This is a genomic window from [Clostridium] colinum (assembly GCF_940677205.1).
Classification (GTDB): Bacteria; Bacillota; Clostridia; order Lachnospirales; family CAG-274; genus Tyzzerella; species Tyzzerella colina.
Map to the genome: position 1 here is coordinate 1,523,501 of NZ_OW712331.1, position 22,252 is coordinate 1,545,752.

Sequence of the window (22,252 nt, forward strand, 5' to 3'; positions counted from 1 at the left end):
TCACCTAACTTTCACCTATAACACGTATTTCTTTTTCAAGGGTAATATTAAACTTATTTTTAACTTCTTTACAAGCAAAATCTGCTAATTTTAAAACATCTTCACAAGTGGCATTTCCATTATTTATTATAAATCCACAATGTTTATTAGATATACAAGCTCCACCAATACTTTTTCCGGCCAATCCTGCCTCCATAATTAATTTACCTGCAAAATTATTTACTGGCCTTTTAAATGTACTACCAGCACTAGGATATTCTACTGGTTGTTTTTCATTTCTAGCTTTGTTATTTTGCTTCATTTTTTCAAGTATTTCTTCTTTTTCACCAATTTCAAGTTCAATTATAGCTTCTAATACTACTAGCCTATTTTTTAATATTTTACTATTTCTATATTCAAATTCACAATCTTTATTGTCTAAAGTTATTATTTTACCATTTTCTAAAATAGTAACTTCCTTTATAACATCTTTAAGCTCTCCACCATATGCTCCTGCATTCATACTAACTCCGCCACCAATAGTTCCTGGTATAGCCGCTGCAAATTCAAATCCTTTTAAGGAGTTTTCATATGCTTTTTTAGCAATAGAGCTTAATGTAGCTCCAGATTGTACTTTTATTATATTTTTATCTATCTCTATATTATTAAAGTTTTTAAATAACTTTATAATAGCCCCTCTAAATCCTTTATCTGAAACTAGAAGGTTACTTCCATTACCAATAATGTAATAGTCTATATTATTTTTTTCACAAATTTTTATACAATCTAATATTTCTTGTATTGTATTAGGAAGTAATAAATAATCTGCATTACCACCTATTTTAAATGTTGTATGATTTTTCATAGGCTCATTTATAAAAATTTGTTCTTTATTTAAAATTTCTTCAAATATATTCAATATAAAGCGCCTCCAAGTCTAACAATATACTTATAATATATGTAATATTTTAAGTTTTATTTATATAGTTTTTATTATTAAACTTTACACCTTACTAATCATACCTGCTCCTATTATTCCGGCGTCATTGCCTAAAGTAGCTGGCACTATTTTTGTCTCAAATCCATTTCCATAAATCATTTTTTGAGCAATTTTTTCTATTGGTTTTGTAAGTTTTTCTCCTCTTGCCGAAGCTCCCCCACCAATAGCTATTACATCTGGCTTAAATATATTAATAAAATTTACTATACCGATAGCTAAATATGTATTAAATCTTTCAATAACCTTTATTGCTATATCATCTCCAAAATCATATGCATCAAAAATATTTTTTGCATTAATATCATCAAAACTTTCTGCAAAGTGTAAAATTTTACTTTCTTTTTCATCTTTTAATAAATGTTTTGCATATTTTATAATAGCATTAGCAGAACAAAATGTCTCCAAGCAACCTTTCTGGCCACAACCACAATATTCTCCGCCAGTATAGTCTATAATAGTGTGCCCTAACTCACCTTCACCAAGATAGCTACCTTTAACTATTTTACTATCTAATATAATACCACCACCAACGCCTGTACCAATAGTAAGCATTATAGCATTTTTATATCCTTTCATACTACCACATAAAAATTCAGCTATTGTAGCACAGTTTGCATCATTTTCTAAATATATAGGTAAATTTATATGATTTTTCATATATTTTTCAATATTTGTATTATTAAAATTAATATTGCTAGAGGCTACTATTACCTTATTTTTACTATCTATAAGTCCTGGTGCTCCAATTCCTATATTATGTATATCTTTTATATTTAGCCCTTCTTCTTTTATAAGCTCTAAAGCAACCAAAGCCATAGATTTTACTATTTCACTATCTTCTCTTTGTGGTAAAGTTGGTTTTGATATAGTCCTTATTATTTTTCCATCTTCTGTTAAAATACCACCTTTTATAGTTGTACCACCTAAATCAATTCCTATATAGTACATATTTATCTCCTATTTAAATATTTTAAATATTATGTAATTAATTTTCTATACTTTTCATTATTCTATCACTTAAATTTTGAGCTGCATTATATCCCATTTTCTTTTGCCTTCTGTTAACTGCTGCCGATTCACATATCATAGCAAGGTTACGACCTGGTCTAACTGGTAAAGTTTGACATACTATTTCGTTTCCTAATATATCCATATATTCTTCGTTAATACCTAATCTATCATATTGTTTTCCCTTTTCCCAAGGCTCTAATTTTATTATAAGGTCTATTGCTTGAGTGTCTTTAACAGATTGTACTCCAAACATTTGTTTTACATTTATTATACCAATACCTCTAAGCTCTATAAAATATCTTATAACCTCTGGACAACTTCCAACAAGCGTATTATGTGAAACTTTTTTAATCTCTACGGCGTCATCTGCAACAAGTCTATGCCCTCTTTTTATTAGCTCTAGTGCTGTTTCACTTTTACCAACACCACTTTCTCCCATTATAAGAACACCTTCACCATATATGTCAATTAAAACACCGTGCATTGTAACTCTTGGTGCAAGTTGAACTCTTAACCATCTTATAACTTCGCTTTCAAACTCTGATGTAGCATCTTGTGTTTGAAATATAGGAATATTATATTTTATAGCAATATTTAAAAATTCTTCTGGTGGCTGTAAATCTCTACAAAATACTATACAAGGTAATTTATAGGCACATATTTTTTCAAATATTTCTTCTTTTTCTTCTTTAGTTAGAGTATTTATGTAAGAATGTTCTACAAGCCCTATTATTTGTATTCTCTCAGAAGCAAAATATTCAAAAAATCCGGCTAATTGTAGGGCTGGTCTGTTTACTTCTGGATGAGATAAAGTTTTTTCAGAAAAATCTACACTAGGTGTTAAATTTTTTAATTCATATTCTTTAACTAACTCTTCTATTTTTACAGAATACATATATTTTCTCCTTAAAATTAACTTTCTTTAATAGTATTTTTAATAAAAAACTCTCCATATTCTAACTCTATTTTTCTTTTTCCATTTTTATCTGTAACAAATATATCACAATCTTCTACTAAAGATATTCTAAGTTTTTTTGTAAAATTATTATTAAATTGCTTTAAAATTTCTAATATTGAAACCTCTTGTAATATATGTTCTGATGTTATATTTATTATAAATTTATCATCTAATACATTAAGTTTTATATGTACATTTTTAAATTCTTTTGTATCATTATCAAAATATACATAGTCTGTTACAAAGTTTTCCATAGTATCACCTCAAAATATTTTCTATAACTAATAATATAACAAATTTAACTTTTTTTCAATAATAATATTAGTTTTTATTAGTTTTGTATATATTTTTATATAAAACTATCAAATATTTAATATACTTTATTTTTATGTTTATAATTTATATATAAAATATTAACTATTAAAAATAATTAAAAATATTATGTATTTTAGACTCTAGACAAAATAGAAATAATACAAAAAAGAAAAGAGTATGAAAACAAATAATTCTCATCTATAATCGTATACTAGGCTTTGCTCCGTGTAGACAAAGCTAGATTTTTAGATGGCTTTAGCTCCTTGCACGAGAAAACTTAGCTTTTTTATTTGGTAGCTCAAAAAAAAATAATCTTTTTATTTTTTAATTATCAATTAATAACAAAATATTTCAAAATATCTATAAATAAATTATATTTATTTTAAAGTTGACTTTTTATGCTTAAGGTTATAAAATTGTAATATGAAATAGTTTATACTTTTACAAAAATAAAATTTAGGAGGCTTAACATGTCCAACAAGGATACTAAAAACAAAAATTCACAACAACTTTTTAGTGAAGATATTACCAAAAGATTAGTAAAAAAAATTTTAGATGATGAAAAAGAAAATCAACCAGATGAAAAATCCGATTTTAATATAGAATATGAAGATTATGATAATAATACTTTTGACCTAGAAGAAGACTTCGATGAAGATGAAGATTATAATTACGATGAAGATTATGATAATGAAGATATCCAACCTAATAATTCTAAAAAATTAGATCATAAAAAAGAACCATCAAAAAAAATAAATAAATCTCAAAATAATAAAACTAAATATAGAAAAAATATAGAAATATATGGAAAAGATTTTTTTGATGATGAATATGATGAAGATTATTATGATGAAAGCTCTTCTTCTTTAATAGGTAAAATTATATCTTTTTCTATTATAATAGTTTTAACTATATCTACGGCTTTTTTAGCTGTAACTTTGATATCTACAAAAAAAGAACTTACAAAAGTTAATTTACAAGTAAAAGAACTACTAAATAACCAAGTTGCTACAGAAAATAAGCTTGCAGAAGAATCTTTAAAAAGTGAAATAGAAAGCTTAAAACAAGAAAATGAACGTTTAAAAACTGTATCAGCTCAACAAGCTACTCAAGCTACTACAGAAAAAGCTACTCAAGAAACTTCTAAACAAACAACTACTTCTAAACCTAATAAAAATACTAGTAATACTTCTTCATCAAGCGAATATATTGTTAAAGAAGGAGATATGATTTGGACTATTAGTAAAAAAGTATATGGAAATGGCTCTCATTTTCAAAAAATATTAGACGCAAATGGACTTACAGAAAATAGCATTCTTAAACCAGGCCAAAAACTTATTATACCAAAACTTAATTAGGAGGAAATATGGATTATAATAATCTTACTTTAGCAGAACTTAGAGAAATAGCAAAAGAGAACAATGTAAAATCTATTACAACGTATAAAAAAGATGAACTTATAAAAATATTGAATGATATTAAATTTGAACAAACTAACATTCAATCTAATTGTAAAATTATGGACAATAATTGTAATAAAGAACAATTGGACAAGCAAAATAACCAAGCATTAGATAAAGCATCTTATTTAAAAGAGTTAGATAGCGGTATATCTGCCGAAGGTATATTGGAAGTTTTGGCCGATGGGTATGGATTTTTAAGAAGTAACAATTATCTTTCTGGTTCAAATGATGTATATGTTTCTCCTGCCCATATTAGAAGGTTTAACCTAAAAACTGGCGATTACATAAAAGGTACATTAAGGATTCCCAAAGAAAATGAAAAATTTTCTGCCCTACTCTTTGTAAGTACAGTTAACGGTGATTCCCCAATGTCTATTGTTTCAAGACCTAGCTTTGAAAAACTAACTCCTATATACCCTCAAGAAAAATTAAATCTTGAAATAGGACAAAATAACTTATCTGGACGAATTATAGACATAATTTGCCCTATTGGTAAAGGACAACGTGGTATGATAGTTGCACCTCCAAAAACTGGTAAAACTACACTATTAAAATCTATTGCTAATTCTATAATTAAAAATCACCCTGAAGTGCATTTGTTAGTTTTATTAATAGATGAACGTCCAGAAGAAGTTACGGATATGCAGCGTTCTATTGTTGGAGAAAATATAGAGGTTATCTATTCTACTTTTGATGAACAACCAGACCATCATAGAAGAGTTGCTGAAATGGTTTTAGAACGAGCTAAACGTTTAGCAGAGCAAGGTAAAGATTTAGTTATTCTTTTAGATAGTATAACTAGACTATCAAGAGCATATAACATTTTAACACCATCTAGCGGTAGAACTTTATCTGGTGGTTTAGACCCTGCTACGTTATATATGCCTAAAAAATTTTTTGGTGCTGCTAGAAATATAGAAGAAGGTGGTAGCCTTACTATACTTGCTACTGCCCTTGTAGATACGGGTAGCAAAATGGATGATGTTATTTTTGAAGAATTTAAAGGTACTGGTAATATGGAGCTTGTACTTGATAGAAAAATTGCAGAAAAACGCATATTCCCTGCTGTTGATATATCAAAATCTAGCACAAGAAAAGATGAACTTTTACTAACAAAAGACTTTTTAGATACTTCATATTATATTAGAAAATCTTTCACTAACAACCAAGTTCAAAATATAGATATAACAGAAAAAATTTTATCTATTTTAAAATCTACTAAAAACAATAAGGATTTTTGCAAAGTTTTGCCAAAATCTGATATAAATTAATATTTTTATAATATAAAAAAGGTTGATATTTTTAATTATAATCAACCTTTTTATATGCTTATTTTATCTTTCTATAATTATTCCGTGAGCAATACCTGCTATACTTTCCCCTTGCTGTATACTAACTGTATTCATTAAAGCTCCTGTTGGTATAAATAAAATTCTGTTAAGTTCTCCTTTTTTTAATTTATCATATATCATACCTGCAAATGTTGTTCCGGCACAAGCACAACCACTTCCACCACTATGTGTATCTTGTGTATCTCTATCAAATATTTCTATGCCACAGTCTGTATAATTTTTTGATATATCATATCCTGCTTTTTTTACAAGCTCTATTGTTAATTGTTTACCTATATATCCTAAATCACCTGTAAAAATCATATCATAATAATCTGGTGTTATATTAAAATCTTTAAAATTATTTATAATAACATCTGCCGCTGCTGGAGCCATAGCACTTCCCATATTATTAGGGTCTTTTATACCTAAATCTACTATCTTACCTGTTGTTATGCCTTTTATTTTTATACTTTTACCTGTATCTGATAAAATTAATGCAGCCGCCCCTGTTACTGTCCAAGTAGAAGTTAAAGGACGTTGGCTACCAAGATTTAAAGGTGCTCTAAATTGCTTTTCTGCCGCACAAAAATGACTAGAAGCCCCAACAATTATTTTTCTACCTATTCCACTTTCTATATTTATTGCCCCAAGAGCCATACCTTCTCCTATTGTAGAACAAGCTCCAAATATCCCAAAAAATGGTACATTTAAATCTCTTATAGCATAGCTTGAACCACTAGACTGGTTTAATAAATCTCCTGCATATATATAATCTATATCTTTAAATTCTAAATTAGCTTTATTTACAACTAATTTCATATTACTGTTTACCATTTTACTTTCTGCTTTTTCCCAACTATCTTCTCCAAAAAGAGCATCATCTAAAATAACATCAAAATAATCTTTTAATGGACCTTCTCCTTCTTTTGAACCAACAGTTGAGGCCGTATTTATTATAAAAATATCTTTATCAAAAACTGCCGATTGTTTGCCAATATGTTTTCCCATATATACCTTCCCTTTTATTAATACTTAAAAATTTATTTTACAAAATAATATACAAGTCCTACCAAAACAGATGTAAGTGTTCCATACAATATAACTGGACCTGCCAATATAAATATTTTTGCACCAAGCCCAAGTATAAATCCCTCTTTTTTAAATTCTAATGCTGGAGATGTAACAGAATTTGAAAATCCTGTTATAGGCACTATAGACCCCGCACCAGCAAAGTGTCCTATTTTTTGATATATACCAAGACCTGTTAAAAGTGAGGCTATAAAAATAAGTATCATAGATGTATACATACCTGTTTCATTTCTAGTTAGTCCATATTTATCTAGTATATTAGTTATAAATTGTCCTATACAACAAATAGTCCCACCAACTATAAATGCTCTAAAACAATTTTGCCCTATCTTACTATTTGGCGAAAGTTCTTTTACTCTTTGTTGATATTCTTGTTCTAGCTGTTGTTGTTTTTTGCTTTTATTATTATCCATAATTACCTCCTACATATAATAAAAACTTGGTATTTGTGAATATATTATAGACCCTATTAACTTTCCTAAAGCTACTGCTGTTATAAAATATTTAAGCCCTGTTTGTATTCTTCCACGTCTTGTAAGTATTGGTAAAACATTTAATATTTCTGCTAAAGATACTGCTAAACAACCAAAAAATATACCTATACAACCTGCATATATCATAGCAAAAAATTTACCTATAGGTATATAAAAATCATATAGCATAGATACTGTTCCTATAATACCTCCCCATATAATAGCTTCTTCATAAATTCTTATTTTATCTTCTGTTCTTGTTTTTTGAGCAAGCCTTGGAACAACACCTATTATAGCAATAAATGCAAAAACTGCTCCCGATATTATTATACCTGATGAAAAAGCTATTATTATTGCTAAAATACCTTTAATCGCTTCCATCTTTACTATTACCACCTTTTGTCTTTTCTACATTTAATGTATCTATAATATTGTCGGTAACATTAGCTTCATAAGTAGACATTTCTACTTCTATCGGTGTTGGATCTGTTGTTATCTTTTTACCTACAAAATGGTTGAAAAATACTATTATACCTAATGCTAAACCAATAGAATATGGTATATCTAAAATCATAGGATTTTCTATTCTTTCATTAAAAAATATATAATAATAATTTTCAAAAACCTTAGACATTTGAGCATCTGAGTGGAAACTCATAATAGCTGTACAAGACCCTGCTAAAAGTATTATAGTAACTGCTATAACTTTTAAATTTTTCATAAATGAAGTATTTTTTTCTTTCACAGGAGAATATTCTAAAACAGTATCTATCTCTCCAACATTGTTAATAGTATATCCTGGCATAGCCTTATCTAGTACATTTATTATATCTATTATAGATATTAAATAATTTTTTTGTTCTTCTTCTTTAATCTCCATTACTTTTATATTTTTTACATTTTTTAATATTTTATCTGGAGCATAAACTTCTGCTATATCTTTTAAGTATACTTTTTTTACTTGTGATAAAGATACTTTTTTAAATGGCTTTACATATATATCCAAAATAATCACCTACTTTAACAAATGTTCCATTATATACTTCTTTTTTTTCAAAATTTACTAAAAATAATAATCCTATTATGCTAAAAATAAATATAATAAGTGCTATAAATTTATACTTTAAAATATGTCAAGCCCTCCTTTTATTGTATTTGTATTTATATTATATATTTTACAAAAATTATAAATTTATTCATTAATTAGTATTATTAATATATAGTTAATTTTTTATCATAAATATAAAAAAGGCTATACAATTGTATAACCTTAAACTAAAAATTGAATATTGTATAATAATTTTTTAATGTTCAAAACAACTTCCACCTATAAACTCTCTAATAATAGAATTAGAAGGTATAGACCCTAAATGATTTATTGGTAAAAAGCTATCTAAAAATTTTATAAGCCTTGTTGCTTCGCTATATTCTTCTTCATCTTTTTTTACTTTATATAACAATGGTTCAGCAAAAGGCTTTAAAACTGCAAGCTCATATATTAAAGCCGAGTTAAATATAATATCTGCCTCTTCTTGAAATGGAAATATATTTTTTACTTCACCTTTCATTACATCAGACCATATTTGAATAGTTTTATTAACACCAAACCCTCTAAAATAATGGTCTCTTACAAGCCTTCTAAAAATCCTTGCATCTGTTGTAGATATTCTATTGTGGCTATCTATATTAAGTTGTGTTAAAGCACTTATAAATATTTTAAATTTATCTTTTTTATCTATATTTTTACTTATTTTTTCATTAAGCCCGTGTATACCTTCTATTATTATTACTTCATTTTCTTTTAATGTTATTATTTTTCCTTTTTCTCTTTTACCTGTTAAAAAATTAAATTTAGGTATTTCAGTTGGCTCTCCGTTTATAAGGCTTTCCATATCTTTATTTATTCTATCTACATCTAAAGACTCTAAACATTCAAAATCTGGCTTACCTTCTTCATCTAAAGGAACATTTTCTCTGTCTAAATAATAATTATCTAAAGATATTACATATGGTTTTATTCCATTTACTTTTAATTGAACACATATCCTATTTGCAAATGTTGTTTTACCAGAAGATGACGGCCCTGCTATTAATACTACTTTTTTATTATTTTTAGTTATCATATCTGCTATATTTGCTATTTTCTTTTCTTGTAAAGCTTCAGATATTAATATAATTTCTTCTATTCTTCCTTCACATATGGCACTATTTAATGACGCTACATAGTCTACACCTATAATTTTAGACCAACTTGAACATTCTTCAAAAACTTCTATTAATTTTTTTATATTTTTATATTCTTTAAGTTCACTAGGATTATTTTTATCTAAAAAATTTAATGTAAAACTATTATTTTCATTTTTTATAATTTTAAATCCAGACAAATCTTTTGTATCTACTGCCATTGTACCATATAAATAATCATATGTGTCTTCTAATTTATAAAGATTTATAGATGACTTTCTTACAAAACTAAGACCATTAGCCCTATCATACATTTTATATTTATTTAAAAGCTTAATACATTCATTAGTAGGAACATTCATCTTTTCAATCTTTTCATTTTTTAATACAGTATTCATCATATAATTAGATATGTCATTTAATAATTTTTCTGTTATTTCTACGTTTTCTATTTCACAAAACCAGTTTTGATTAATAGAATATTTTATAACAATTCTTGTATCTTCTCCTAATATTTTTCTTATTGCATTTATCATTAATAATGCTACACTTCTTTTATATGTTAAATATGCATGTTTATTAGTTATATCTAAAAACTCTATTTCACAATCTTCTTTTATATCTTTAAAAAGCTCTAAATTTTCATTATTTATTTTAGCTAAAAATATAGGATAATCAAATTTGTCTTTTAATTGTTCTTTTATATCATATAAAGTTATCCCTTTATTAAAATTTTTTTCTAAAATTTTATTATTTTTATAAACTACTTTAACATTTATATTGTTCATAAAATCACCTCTTTATACAATATTTAATGTTTGACCATTAATAGTAGATGCTATACCTTCTATATTCATATTAAGCCTTCTTGAACAACTATTTATATAGTCACATATAACTGGTATTATAATGGCTTCACTTGCATAATGTGTTGCATCTATAAGACATAAGCCTAAATCATTAGCAACTTGAGAATTATGATATTTTATATCTCCTGTTATATAAACATTACAACCTTTTGATATAGCTTGAAACATAAAATCTACTTCTCCACCAGCACCTGTACATATAGCTACTTTTTTAACTGGTGTGTCTAAGCTACCAGATACAACTAAATTATTTAAATTAAGTGCTTTTTTTACCCTTTCTATTAAATCTATAAAAGGCATTGTTTCTGGAAGCTCTCCAACTCTACCAAGACCTACTACACTATTATCTTTTTCAAATAAATTAACAATTTTTTCTAAATTTAAAAGTTTTGCAAGTGTATCGTTAGTTCCATTTATGGCTATATCTAAATTAGTATGAGCAGAAAAAACACAAATATTATTTTTTATAAGCTTTATTATTCTCTTACCTGTTATATCTGATGCTTTTATAGATTTTATCCCTTTAAATATAAATGGGTGATGGGTTATAATCATATCACATTTTTTTTCTATTGCTTCATCTATTATTTTATCATCTACATCAAGTGCTACTAATATTTTATTTATAGTCTTATTTTCATCTCCTACCATAAGCCCAACATTATCCCACTCTTCCGCTAAGTTAGGATTTGCATATTCTTCCATAATATTTATAATATCACTACATTTTACAGACATTTTAAAACCTCCTTATACATTTTAATATTATTTTCTATTTCTAAAATACGACTTTCTACATTAGTTTCTTTTACATTTTTAAAAACTATTTCCATTTTATACAGTTGTTCTTCTATATATTCCTTTAAAATTTCACTTTTTTCTTCTATTTCAAATTTTCCAAATATATATTCTTCCATTTTATATGAAGTGTCTTTCCCTTTTATAGCTTTTATTATTGTATAATACTTTCCTTCATCTTTTAACATTTCATCATCTATTATTTTAAAGCCTTTTTTATGTAAATATTCTCTTACTCTGTTTATATCTTTTTGTGGCTGTAATATAAGTTCTTTTACATTGTTTACTATATGATTTCCTTTTTCCAAAATATCTATCATAAGCATACCACCCATACCAGCAATAATAATAGTATCAATATTATCTTCTGGCGTTATTTTTTCTAGCCCATTGCTAAGCCTTGTTTGTATGTTATCTTGTAAATTATATTTTTTAATATTATCTTTAGCCTTTTGTAAAGACCCTTTTGATATATCACAAGCTATACCACTTTTTATCTTGTTATTTTTATATAAAAAAATTGATACATATGCGTGGTCTGTACCTATATCTGCTATAATACCATTTATTGTAACTTTTTGTGCTATTTTATTTAATCTATAAGATAGTTCCATATTAACCTCTTCTATTTTTATTATATATAATTATAAAAAATGTACCCATAAAAATATGAGTACATTTTAACATAAATCTACATTAAAAACAATATTATTTTATAGCATTTTCAAAAGCTTTCATCATAGCATCATCTTCTGATAAGCCTTCTTCTTTAGCTATTTTTATTTGTTCTATAACTTTTTTATAAGCTTTTGGTATAACTTTTGTAAATTTATTTATTTCTACTTCAATGTTATCTAACATTTTTTTAGCTTTTGGGCTATTTGTATATTTATAATGATTTTGTAACATTTGTTTTAAATCTTCTTTATCTTCGTTATTAAGCTCTTCTAGGCTAATAAGTTGAAGATTACATTTATTAGGGAATTCTCCATCTTCATTATAAACATAAGCTATACCACCGCTCATACCTGCTCCAAAGTTTCTACCTGTTTTGCCAAGTATTAAAACTTTACCACCAGTCATATATTCAAGTCCGTGTTCACCTATGCCTTCTACAACAGCAATAGCTCCACTATTTCTAACACAAAAACGTTCGCCTGCTATACCATTTATATAAGCTTCACCTTTTATAGCACCAAATAAAGCTACATTTCCTATTATAACATTTTCTTCTGCTACGAGGTTACTTTTATCACTTGGTTTAACTATTATTTTACCTCCACTAAGACCTTTACCAACGTAATCATTACAATCTCCCAAAACTTTCATTGTAATACCTTTTGATAAAAACGCCCCAAAACTTTGACCTGCCGAACCTTCAAAAGTAAGATTTATAGTATCATCTTTTAATCCATCTTCACCTTTTACTTTTGCTATCTCACTAGATAAAATAGTTCCACAAACACGGTTAATATTTGTAATATTAAATCTAGCCTCTATTTTTTTATCTTCATATATAGCTGGTTCACATAGTTTTAATAAAGTATTATAATCAAAAGATTTTTCTATATTATGGTTTTGTGGACTATTAAAAAATCCTTGTTCGTATGATATAGTGCCTTTTGGTTGATATAAAATACTAGATAAATCTACTGTTTTTGCCTTATAATTATCTACTTTTTTAGGCACTAATTTTTCTACACGACCTACCATTTCTTCTATAGTTCTAAACCCTAATCTAGCCATTTGTTCTCTTAAATCCATAGCTACAAATTCCATAAAGTTTTCTACATGTTCTGGTTTTCCTTTAAATCTTTTTCTAAGCTCTGGATTTTGCGTAGCAACACCAACTGCACAAGTGTCCATATGACAAACTCTAAGCATAGCACAACCTATTGCTATTAATGGAGCAGTAGAAAATCCAAATTCTTCTGCTCCAAGTAAACACGCTACTAAAACGTCTCTACCTGTTAGCATCTTACCATCGGCTTCTAAAACTACTCTATTTCTAAGATTATTTAATAATAATGCTTGATGTGTTTCACTAAGCCCAAGCTCCCACGGAAGCCCTGCGTGCCTTATACTTGTTCTAGGGGCAGCTCCTGTTCCACCGTCATATCCGCTTATTAATATAACATCTGCAAGACTTTTAGCAACACCAACGGCAATAGTTCCAACACCTGCTTCGCTAACTAACTTTACACTTATTCTAGCATTTCTATTAGCATTTTTTAAATCATGTATAAGTTGAGCTAAATCTTCTATAGAATAAATATCGTGATGAGGTGGCGGCGATATAAGGTCAACACCTGTTGTAGAATTTCTTGCTTTAGCTATCCACGGATAAACTTTTTTACCTGGTAAATGACCACCTTCACCTGGTTTTGCTCCTTGAGCTAACTTTATTTGTATTTCAACTGCATTTTGTAAATAATTTATAGATACACCAAAACGCCCTGATGCTACTTGTTTTATTGCAGAACATTTAGAATCACCATTTTCCATAGGAACAAATCTTTCTGGTATTTCTCCACCTTCGCCACTGTTAGACTTTGCACCTAATCTATTCATAGCTATTGCCAAACATTCATGAGCTTCTTTGCTTAACGACCCATAGCTCATAGCTCCTGTTTTAAATCTTTTTACAATGCTTTCTACGCTTTCTACTTCATCTATATTAATAGGTTTTTCATTAAATCGTATGTCTAGCATACTTCTGATAGTGCATAAACCTTCATTATGGCTATCCATAAGTTTTGCGTATTCTTTATATAAGCTATAATCTCCCTCTCTTACAGCCTTTTGTAACAATGTTACAGTCTGAGGGTTAAACATATGGTATTCTCCGCCTTTACGCCACTTATACTCTCCACCATATGATAAGTCTTCGTCATTTAAAAATGCTTCATTATGTCTTATTTGTGCCTCTTTTTCTATATGCTCTAAATCTATACCACCTATTCTAGTTGAAGTATTTGTAAAGAATTTATCCACAACTTTTTCACATATACCAAGAGCCTCAAATATTTGTGCTCCTTGATAGCTTTGTAAAGTAGATATACCCATTTTAGACATTACTTTTATTATGCCTTTTGTAACAGCTTTAACATATATTTTTATAGAATTTTTACTATCTTCAAAATTATTTTCGATAGTTTCTAATGTTAAATATGGATTTATAGCATTAGCACCATATCCTACTAAAAGTGCAAAATGATGTACTTCTCTAGACTCTGCCGATTGTAAAACTATACTTGTTTTAGTTCTATTACCAGTTTTTATTAAATGATGATGAACACCCGAAGATATTAATAATAAAGGTATTGGCATATTATCTTTATCTACACCTTTATCTGATAATATTAATATGTTAGCACCATTTTCAACCTCTTTGTCAACTTGGTCAAATATATCATTTATAGCTTCTTCCATAGTTTTGTTGTTTTTATTATAAACTATTGATATATTAGCAACTTTAAAGTCTTTATTTTGGTTATTAATATCTTTTATTTTACTAAAATCTTCATTACTAAGTATTGGCGTATCTAATTTTATTCTTTTACAATTTTTACTATTAGGCTTTAATAAATTACCTTCTCCACCAAGATAAGAAATTGTGCTTGTTACTATTTGTTCTCTTATAGCATCTATTGGTGGGTTTGTTACTTGTGCAAATAATTGTTTAAAATAATTATATAAAAGTTGTGTTCTTTCAGAAAATACTGCAAGAGGTGCATCATTACCCATAGCACCTATCGGGTCTTCGCCTTTTTCTACAATCTCTTTTATAGTAAGCTCTATATCTTCTTTTACATATCCAAAAGCTTTTTGTCTTGTAAGAAGTGGTAATTCTTCTTTTTCTTCAACATATTCACTTTCTATACTATCTAAAGAAATTAAATTGTCTTTAAGCCACTGTTCATAAGGATTTTCTTTAGCTATATTTTCTTTTATTTCACTATCTTCAATAATTTTACCTTGATTAGTATCTATAAGTAGCATTTTACCTGGTGTAAGTCTATGTTTTTTAACTATATTTTCTTCTTTTATAGGTAAAACCCCTACCTCTGAAGATAATATTACATAATCATCATTTGTAACATAATATCTAGCTGGTCTTAAGCCATTTCTATCAAGAGTAGCCCCTATTATGTTACCATCTGTAAACCCAATAGCAGCTGGTCCGTCCCACGCTTCTCCCATTAAGCTATTATATTCATAAAAAGCTCTTTTATCTTTATCCATATCTTTATTATTTTCCCACGGCTCTGGTATAGCCATCATAATAGCCTTAGGCAAGCTATATCCACAAAGGTTAAGCATTTGTATATAATTATCAAGCATAGCAGAATCGCTACCGTCTTCATTTATAACAGGTAATACTTTTTCTAAATCTTCGTTGTTAAAAGCCTCTGTTTCAAACATTTTTTCACGTGCTTTTATCCAGTTTACATTACCTCTAATAGTGTTTATTTCTCCATTATGTATTATATATCTATTAGGATGTGCTCTTTCCCAACTAGGAAATGTATTAGTACTAAAACGAGAATGTACTAAAGCTAAAGCACTTTCAAAATCTAAATCTATTAAATCTATATAAAACTTATCCACTTGTTCTGGTGTAAGCATACCTTTATATACAATAGTTCTACAAGATAAAGATGTAAAATAAAAATATGGGTCATTTTCTTTAGTATATCTTATTTCTTTTTCTGCTCTTTTAGATATTACAAAAAGTTTTCTTTCAAAATCTTCTTCCGTTTTTATATTATCTGCTTTTTTAATAAATACTTGCATAATATAAGGCATAGAATCTTTAGCAGATTTACCTATACTTTCAGTATATGTAGGAACAATTCTAAATCCTAATATATGTTGATTTTCTTCTTCTATTATTTCTTTTAGCTTATGTATAGTATTGTCTCTTATACTTTTTATATGAGAGCAAAAAAACATACCAACGCCATATTCTTTTTCTTCTGGTAAATCTATACCTTCATTTTTACAAACTTTTTTCATAAATTTGTGTGGTATTTGAGTTAAAATACCAGCTCCATCACCAGTATCTTCTTCGCTACCAACACCGCCTCTATGTGTAAGATTTTTTAATATTTTTATTGCATCTGTTATTATATTATGGTTTTTCTTTCCCTTTATGTTTGCAATAAAGCCTATACCACAGTTATCATGTTCAAACTTTGGGTCATAAAGCCCTTGCTTTTTTGGTAAATTGTAATGTGTCATAAACTTAGTCCTTTCTATATTTTAATATTTATAATCAAAAAATAATTTATATAAACATTGTATTTTTAGCATTATTTTAATATATTTTTAATAAAAAATCAATGAATTTATATTATCTTACATTTTTACTATATTTTTATATTATAAAATTTAAAATAAAAATTTTATTTTTGCCACATTTCTACTATTTTAAATTTTATTTTTACAGGTATATCTTTTTCATTTTTAGCTTTTGTTACTATGTCATATTCAGTATCTGTCAAAACACCTTTTAATATTTCTTTATCTTTTTTAGGCACTTCCTTAACACTTGCATCTACAAAGCATAACGGCGGAAACATAACACACCACCAATTTTGACCTTTTGCCTCACCTATCTCTATTTTTAAAGCTTCATATTCACCTGCTGGTAATACAACATCTGCGTATTGTTTTGTAGGAAAATTATCAAAAGTTATTTTAGCACTAACTTCATAATCATATCCATTTTCTTTTATTATTTCTTTTGCTCTTTTTTCTATATTATCTAAATTTTGTAATAAAATTATTCTTGTTTCATCTTTAGATACACTGTTATGTAATTGAGTTTCCAACATTTTTACTATGCCATCTTTTACTTTTATTTTTAATTGTTGGTCATACATTTCATCACTATTTGCTAAAACGTGTAATCTAATAACTTCATCTGCTATGCCTTTTTGCACACTATAAGAATAACTTTTAGTTGCTAACATAAATATTAATGTAATAAATGTTCCTATAAATACTGATAATAATATTATATTTTTTTCTTTTTTTAATATATTCATAATTTTATCTCCTTAAAATTAACTTTATATTTATTATTACCATATTTTTCTATATTATACATACATTAAATTTTATTTTTATATTTTTAAAAGCCCAATTGAATTTTTCAATAGGACTTTTATCTAAAATTTTTAAATTTTAATATTTTTTTTGCAAAAGTTATAAAAATTTTTATATGCTATTTTTTCTGATATTTCTTTTCCATAAATATTTTCTATATCTATAAAGAATTTTTCATATTTAGATATTTCTTCTAAATTTAAAGGAGTTTCTTCTATTCCGTCAAAATCACTTCCTAGACAAACTTTATCAATACCTATTATATTTGCTATATAGTCTATATGCCTAAATATATCATCTTTTGTAGCAATATGTTTGTCTGTTAAAAATTTAGGATATAAATTTATGCCTACTATGCCACCACATTCTTTTATAGCTTTTAGCTGGTTATCATTTAAATTTCTATAATGGTTACAAATGCTATACGCATTAGAATGTGTTGCAATAAAAGGTTTTTTTGATATTTTATATAAATCCCAAAAGCCTGCTTCATTTAAATGAGAAACATCTGCAATCATATTTATTTCGTTCATTATTTTTAAAGCATCTTTACCAAATGGCTTTAGCCCCTCTTCAGACTTTGTAAAAGCTCCAAATCCTAAATTGTTTTCATAGTTCCAACATAAAGTTAATATTCTAACACCTCTATCATAAAAATGCTTTATATTGTCTAAATTATTTTCTATACTTTCTCCACCCTCTATAGATAATAAGGCATTTATTTTTTTACTTTTTAATATATCATTATAACAACTTACTTTATTAATGTATTTTTCATTTTTTATTATTTGTTCTTCAAAAAAATCTATAATCTTATTAGTTATATTAAAAGCATCTTTATAGTATTTTTTAGAAAGCCATATAGCAAAAACTTGTGTAGGAGTTTTAAATTTTTTAAGTCTATTTATATCTATATGTAAATTATTTTCAAAAAGATTTTGCTTTCTTTCGTACAAAGCTATTATGGTATCACAATGCAAATCAACAAAATTATACATATATTTTCTCCTTTATATTTAGAATATTTTTTTTAATACTGTAAACAATAAAAATAGGAGGTGATATTATGTCAAACATCAATTATTGTGTAAAATGTTCTATATCTAACTGTAAACATTTTGATGAATCTAATTATTGCAAATTAACTACTATATCTGTTGGTGGAAATAATTCTTGTGTAGATTGTAAAGATACAGAATGTAAAAGCTTTGAGATAAATAGTTAATATTTTTAGGCTATATATGGTGTGTTTATTATAGACCATATATAGCCTATTTTTATTTTAAAATAATAGGTATAAATCCTATAATAAACCCTAAAATTCCTCCTATTATGGTAATAGCATTAAGCTCTTTTCTTGCAACAGATACTACTAAATTTTCTAAAGTTTTCACATCAAAACTATTTATTTTATTTTCTATAATATCTGATATTGATATATTATTTAATATATTATTTCTTTCTTTGTCAATAAATTTTTGTATTAAATTAAATATATCGTCTTTAAATTTTTCTATACATATTTTATCTAATATAATATTTATCTTGATATTATATATTTTATTCTTATTATTTTTTATATAATTTTCTATTATTTCATAAATATTTTTTAATATATTATCCGATAATAATTTTTCAATAAAAGTATTAATATTATTATCTATAATATCATTAATACTATCAAATATTTTTAAGTTATCTACATATTTTGTTAAATTTGTATTATTATAATGTTCTTTTATTATATTTTTTGTTTTTTCTGGTAAGTTTTTATATATTTCAAATAATGTTTTATCTTGATATGCCGATAAAACTTCAAATATTTTAACAGCTAATATATTTTGGTTTTCTTTATTTTTTAAATAAATAATTATATTTTTCTTAATACTCATATAAATTTTATCGGGGTTTAAAAATAAACCAGTAAAAGTTCCTACATTATCTGCTATTATATTTTTTATAAAAACACTTAATTTTTGTTCCCATTCTTTGTTGTTTTCTATATTATAGCATATATATTCACATATTTTAGGCACATTTTCAATTATATTAATTTTTATATTTGATATTTCTTCTTTACTTATTATGTCTGAAAGCTTTTTATTGCCTATATTTTCTTTTATATCTTGCTTATTTATATATTCTATAATAATATTTTTTATATTTTCTTTTATGTCTTTATTTTTAATGTTTTCATATATTTTATTTGTAATAACCTCAGTCAAAATTTTTTTATTTTTTTCATCAAATATAAATTGATTTATTTTAGATAAAAAAAACTGTTCTATTTCATCTAAAATTTTCTCTTTTTTATCTCCATATATATTTTGTAATATATCATCTAGTGTATAATTTTTTTCTCTTAATTTATCCAAATTTCGTTCTAATAAAATATACATTTTTTCTTTATTTTCTGTGGAAAATAAATTTTCTTCTATTGTATGTTTATCCAATATTTTTTCAGCGGTAATATTAGCTATTTTTTTTGATATTTTTTTACGCTCTTTAGGTATAAGGCCTGGTGTAAAAGGTATTTTAAACTTTCCTATATACTTTGGTTCATAAGGTAAAAATAACATTTTTATAGCAAGCCAATTAGTAAAATATCCTATTATAGCTCCTAATATTGGTGAAACAAAATTATTTATCATATTATTTTACTCCTTTGTTCAATATTTATAAAAATATATAAAAATATACGATTTTTATATTATTTTGTTTGATTTATTGTAATATTATGATATAATGTTAATTATTGTAATGTATTAATATAGAAGGAGGAATTATTATAAGTCCCAAAAATTCTAAACCAAAAAGTAAAAGTAGTGCAAAATTTTTAATATTATTTTTCAGTGTTTTTTTTTAATTATTATTAGTGCTATTATTTATAAACTTCCCGTACATATAACAGATTATACAAATAGCAATATAACTAAAATAATTATAGAGGGTAAATCTACCAACGAATTTTTATCTATAGAAGATAAAAATATTATTAATCACGTTATAAATAATTTTGACAAAGAAAAATTTATAAGACAAAACTTAGGTACTACATATTTAGGATATAATATATATGTATCTTTTTATAGTAATGATAACCTTTTAGACACTTTAATAATTCATTCTGATAATTTGTTACAAAAAGGTTCTATGATTTATAAATCGTCTAAATCTTTAGCTATAAAAACTATATTAATATTACTAGAAGAACAATTAAAAGTAAAGAATTAACTTAATACAAAATCAAAACCACCCGTTAAACGGGTGGTTTGCTCAAGCCCTATAAGGGCTTTTTTCTTGTTGTAAGCCTCTAAAGAGGCACTGAATGGTCTAACAATTACACTACTATTTCTTGGCTGCCACTAAAAGTGGCTATTTTTTTGCCTACTTACTCTGGATACCCATAAATGGGTCTATATATTCTTTTAAACTTATTTGGTCATTTGCTATATCTTCTTCTAATTGATTTTTTATGTATTCTTTTATTGCATTTTGATTTCTACCTACTGTATCTACATAATATCCTCTACACCAAAAATGCCTATTCCCATATTTATACTTTAAATTTGCGTGCCTATCAAATATCATTAAGCTACTTTTACTTTTTAAATACCCCATAAATTGTGATACACTTAAATGTGGTGGTATTTCTACTAACATATGTATATGGTCTTTACAAGCTTCTGCCTCTATTATTTTAACTCCTTTCCTTTCACACAGCATTCTTAATATTTTCCCTATATCTGCTTTTATCTTTCCATATATTTCTTGTCTCCTATATTTTGGTGCAAATACTATATGATATTTGCATCTCCATTTAGAATGTGATAAACTATTTATGTCTTTCATGACAAAACCTCCTATTATTTTATTTTTGGTTGCCAGACCAATTATATTCTATCATAGGAGGTTTTTACTTTTCTATAAGAGTTTTTACCTACCACCAGCATAGCTGGTGGTTTAATCAAGCCTATTCGGCGACAATAAAAAATCTCAACTAGTTTAATTATAGTTGAGATTTTTTATTTATTAAAAATACTATTTTTTAGGGCTTATTCTTATTTTATCAACAGTAGCCCCTGTTTTTCTTTTTATAATATCTTCTATTTGTGCAATTTCAGCTTCACTAAGTTCTGTTTTATTAACAACAACGTCTACCGTTTCATCATCTATTCTAACATACACTTCTTTAAAGCCTTTAGCTTCTATCATAGCCTCTGCTGCTGTTTCTTTTTCTATTCTTTCTTGGATTTTAAGCATTTCATCTGCTGCTGTTGCTTTTTTATCTTGTTCAATGTTACTATTGTTAATCATTTCTGTTAAAATATCTTTTTGTTTAGCTCTTGCTTGTTCTCTTTCTAGCTTCGCTTGAACAAAATATGATGTATCGTTGCTATTGTTTACAAAAACTGCTTTTCCTGCATCATCTTCATTTTCATTAGATGCTGTTGCGTTTGCATCTACTGTTTTTTCTTCTTTATTATGTACTAATTCTTCTCCGTATAAATCAGAATCTGGAACAAGACCTGTTATATCTCCATCATCTGTTAAAACTACCTCTGCAGTTTCTGTACTATTACCTACATAGTTTAAATATCCTGCTGCCCCTACCATAACTACTAGAGCCGTTATTATAACTTGATTTCTTTTAAATGCAAACAT

Annotated in this window: 20 protein-coding genes; 3 read left to right on the forward strand and 17 right to left on the reverse strand. The window is 26.3% G+C overall.

Features of this window, described 5'->3' with window-relative positions; genetic code table 11:
• Window positions 1–4: 4 nt before the first annotated feature.
• The 4 genes from murB to NBW53_RS07500 form a co-directional block, all read right to left on the reverse strand.
• Window positions 5–898 (reverse strand): UDP-N-acetylmuramate dehydrogenase, encoded by an 894-nt coding sequence (murB, locus tag NBW53_RS07485; protein WP_250277652.1) that lies wholly within the window; start codon window positions 896–898, stop codon window positions 5–7.
• 84 nt (window positions 899–982) lie between these two features.
• Complete coding sequence (locus NBW53_RS07490) at window positions 983–1,927, reverse strand: ROK family protein (protein WP_250277653.1); 945 nt, start codon at window positions 1,925–1,927, stop codon at window positions 983–985.
• Between the two features lie 37 nt (window positions 1,928–1,964).
• Window positions 1,965–2,885, reverse strand: a complete 921-nt coding sequence (hprK, locus tag NBW53_RS07495) for an HPr(Ser) kinase/phosphatase (RefSeq protein ID WP_250277654.1) — start codon at window positions 2,883–2,885, stop codon at window positions 1,965–1,967.
• 17 nt (window positions 2,886–2,902) lie between these two features.
• Window positions 2,903–3,202 carry a hypothetical protein gene (locus tag NBW53_RS07500; RefSeq protein WP_250277655.1) on the reverse strand — a complete coding sequence of 100 codons (300 nt, stop codon included), beginning with the start codon at window positions 3,200–3,202 and terminating at the stop codon, window positions 2,903–2,905.
• A gap of 531 nt (window positions 3,203–3,733) precedes the next feature.
• Here NBW53_RS07500 and NBW53_RS07505 point away from each other — a divergent pair.
• Together NBW53_RS07505 and rho are read left to right on the forward strand one after the other, a co-directional pair.
• The gene (locus tag NBW53_RS07505; protein WP_250277656.1) at window positions 3,734–4,621 is read left to right on the forward strand and encodes a LysM peptidoglycan-binding domain-containing protein; all 888 of its coding nucleotides are present in this window, start codon (window positions 3,734–3,736) and stop codon (window positions 4,619–4,621) included.
• An 8-nt stretch (window positions 4,622–4,629) separates the two neighbouring features.
• Window positions 4,630–5,997, forward strand: a complete 1,368-nt coding sequence (gene rho, locus NBW53_RS07510) for a transcription termination factor Rho (RefSeq protein ID WP_250277657.1) — start codon at window positions 4,630–4,632, stop codon at window positions 5,995–5,997.
• Window positions 5,998–6,060: 63 nt separating this feature from the next.
• Here rho and spoVAD read toward each other — a convergent pair whose 3' ends face one another.
• The 10 genes from spoVAD to NBW53_RS07560 form a co-directional block, all read right to left on the reverse strand.
• On the reverse strand, window positions 6,061–7,068 hold the full coding sequence (spoVAD, locus tag NBW53_RS07515; RefSeq protein WP_250277658.1) for a stage V sporulation protein AD: 1,008 nt from the start codon (window positions 7,066–7,068) through the stop codon (window positions 6,061–6,063).
• A 32-nt stretch (window positions 7,069–7,100) separates the two neighbouring features.
• Entirely contained in the window at window positions 7,101–7,562 is a 462-nt protein-coding gene (spoVAC, locus tag NBW53_RS07520; RefSeq protein WP_250277659.1) for a stage V sporulation protein AC, read from the reverse strand.
• Window positions 7,563–7,571: 9 nt separating this feature from the next.
• Window positions 7,572–8,003, reverse strand: a complete 432-nt coding sequence (locus NBW53_RS07525; protein WP_250277660.1) for a stage V sporulation protein AB — start codon at window positions 8,001–8,003, stop codon at window positions 7,572–7,574.
• Window positions 7,990–8,628, reverse strand: coding sequence for a stage V sporulation protein AA (locus NBW53_RS07530; RefSeq protein WP_250277661.1), 639 nt, complete (start codon window positions 8,626–8,628; stop codon window positions 7,990–7,992). Before NBW53_RS07530 ends, NBW53_RS07525 begins: the two co-directional genes overlap by 14 nt.
• Window positions 8,629–8,926: 298 nt before the next feature.
• A complete protein-coding gene (locus tag NBW53_RS07535) occupies window positions 8,927–10,594 on the reverse strand; it encodes a nucleoside kinase (RefSeq protein WP_250277662.1) in 1,668 nt (555 codons plus the stop codon).
• Between the two features lie 12 nt (window positions 10,595–10,606).
• Window positions 10,607–11,413: a Nif3-like dinuclear metal center hexameric protein gene (locus NBW53_RS07540; protein ID WP_250277663.1), complete on the reverse strand. Its 807-nt coding sequence runs from the start codon at window positions 11,411–11,413 to the stop codon at window positions 10,607–10,609.
• Window positions 11,404–12,087, reverse strand: coding sequence for a tRNA (adenine(22)-N(1))-methyltransferase (locus tag NBW53_RS07545; protein WP_250277664.1), 684 nt, complete (start codon window positions 12,085–12,087; stop codon window positions 11,404–11,406). The genes NBW53_RS07540 and NBW53_RS07545 overlap by 10 nt, the downstream gene beginning before the upstream one ends.
• A 94-nt stretch (window positions 12,088–12,181) precedes the next feature.
• Window positions 12,182–16,717 (reverse strand): glutamate synthase large subunit, encoded by a 4,536-nt coding sequence (gene gltB, locus NBW53_RS07550; RefSeq protein WP_250277665.1) that lies wholly within the window; start codon window positions 16,715–16,717, stop codon window positions 12,182–12,184.
• 164 nt (window positions 16,718–16,881) lie between these two features.
• On the reverse strand, window positions 16,882–17,526 hold the full coding sequence (spoIIR, locus tag NBW53_RS07555; RefSeq protein WP_250277666.1) for a stage II sporulation protein R: 645 nt from the start codon (window positions 17,524–17,526) through the stop codon (window positions 16,882–16,884).
• Between the two features lie 132 nt (window positions 17,527–17,658).
• Window positions 17,659–18,585, reverse strand: a complete 927-nt coding sequence (locus NBW53_RS07560) for a dipeptidase (protein ID WP_250277667.1) — start codon at window positions 18,583–18,585, stop codon at window positions 17,659–17,661.
• A 68-nt stretch (window positions 18,586–18,653) separates the two neighbouring features.
• On the opposite strand from NBW53_RS07560, the gene NBW53_RS07565 reads away from it, so the two are divergent.
• Window positions 18,654–18,812 (forward strand): DUF1540 domain-containing protein, encoded by a 159-nt coding sequence (locus NBW53_RS07565; RefSeq protein WP_250277668.1) that lies wholly within the window; start codon window positions 18,654–18,656, stop codon window positions 18,810–18,812.
• Between the two features lie 52 nt (window positions 18,813–18,864).
• Here the strand turns inward: NBW53_RS07565 and NBW53_RS07570 are convergent, their stop codons facing one another.
• The 3 genes from NBW53_RS07570 to NBW53_RS07580 form a co-directional block, all read right to left on the reverse strand.
• Entirely contained in the window at window positions 18,865–20,238 is a 1,374-nt protein-coding gene (locus NBW53_RS07570) for a DUF445 family protein (RefSeq protein ID WP_250277669.1), read from the reverse strand.
• A gap of 736 nt (window positions 20,239–20,974) precedes the next feature.
• The gene (gene tnpA, locus NBW53_RS07575; protein ID WP_250277670.1) at window positions 20,975–21,439 is read right to left on the reverse strand and encodes an IS200/IS605 family transposase; all 465 of its coding nucleotides are present in this window, start codon (window positions 21,437–21,439) and stop codon (window positions 20,975–20,977) included.
• A 189-nt stretch (window positions 21,440–21,628) separates the two neighbouring features.
• On the reverse strand, window positions 21,629–22,252 hold the full coding sequence (locus NBW53_RS07580) for a SpoIIIAH-like family protein (RefSeq protein WP_250277671.1): 624 nt from the start codon (window positions 22,250–22,252) through the stop codon (window positions 21,629–21,631).

Coding starts and splice junctions, on each gene's coding strand:
- NBW53_RS07490 (WP_250277653.1), bottom strand. CDS start 1,927: ATGTACTATATAGGAATTGATTTAGGTGGTACAACTATAAAAGGTGGT.
- hprK (WP_250277654.1), bottom strand. CDS start 2,885: ATGTATTCTGTAAAAATAGAAGAGTTAGTTAAAGAATATGAATTAAAA.
- NBW53_RS07500 (WP_250277655.1), bottom strand. CDS start 3,202: ATGGAAAACTTTGTAACAGACTATGTATATTTTGATAATGATACAAAA.
- spoVAD (WP_250277658.1), bottom strand. CDS start 7,068: ATGGGAAAACATATTGGCAAACAATCGGCAGTTTTTGATAAAGATATT.
- NBW53_RS07505 (WP_250277656.1), top strand. CDS start 3,734: ATGTCCAACAAGGATACTAAAAACAAAAATTCACAACAACTTTTTAGT.
- NBW53_RS07580 (WP_250277671.1), bottom strand. CDS start 22,252: ATGTTTGCATTTAAAAGAAATCAAGTTATAATAACGGCTCTAGTAGTT.
- spoIIR (WP_250277666.1), bottom strand. CDS start 17,526: ATGAATATATTAAAAAAAGAAAAAAATATAATATTATTATCAGTATTT.
- rho (WP_250277657.1), top strand. CDS start 4,630: ATGGATTATAATAATCTTACTTTAGCAGAACTTAGAGAAATAGCAAAA.
- NBW53_RS07565 (WP_250277668.1), top strand. CDS start 18,654: ATGTCAAACATCAATTATTGTGTAAAATGTTCTATATCTAACTGTAAA.
- spoVAC (WP_250277659.1), bottom strand. CDS start 7,562: ATGGATAATAATAAAAGCAAAAAACAACAACAGCTAGAACAAGAATAT.
- NBW53_RS07545 (WP_250277664.1), bottom strand. CDS start 12,087: ATGGAACTATCTTATAGATTAAATAAAATAGCACAAAAAGTTACAATA.
- NBW53_RS07540 (WP_250277663.1), bottom strand. CDS start 11,413: ATGTCTGTAAAATGTAGTGATATTATAAATATTATGGAAGAATATGCA.
- NBW53_RS07535 (WP_250277662.1), bottom strand. CDS start 10,594: ATGAACAATATAAATGTTAAAGTAGTTTATAAAAATAATAAAATTTTA.
- NBW53_RS07570 (WP_250277669.1), bottom strand. CDS start 20,238: ATGATAAATAATTTTGTTTCACCAATATTAGGAGCTATAATAGGATAT.
- NBW53_RS07560 (WP_250277667.1), bottom strand. CDS start 18,585: ATGTATAATTTTGTTGATTTGCATTGTGATACCATAATAGCTTTGTAC.
- tnpA (WP_250277670.1), bottom strand. CDS start 21,439: ATGAAAGACATAAATAGTTTATCACATTCTAAATGGAGATGCAAATAT.
- gltB (WP_250277665.1), bottom strand. CDS start 16,717: ATGACACATTACAATTTACCAAAAAAGCAAGGGCTTTATGACCCAAAG.
- NBW53_RS07525 (WP_250277660.1), bottom strand. CDS start 8,003: ATGGAAGCGATTAAAGGTATTTTAGCAATAATAATAGCTTTTTCATCA.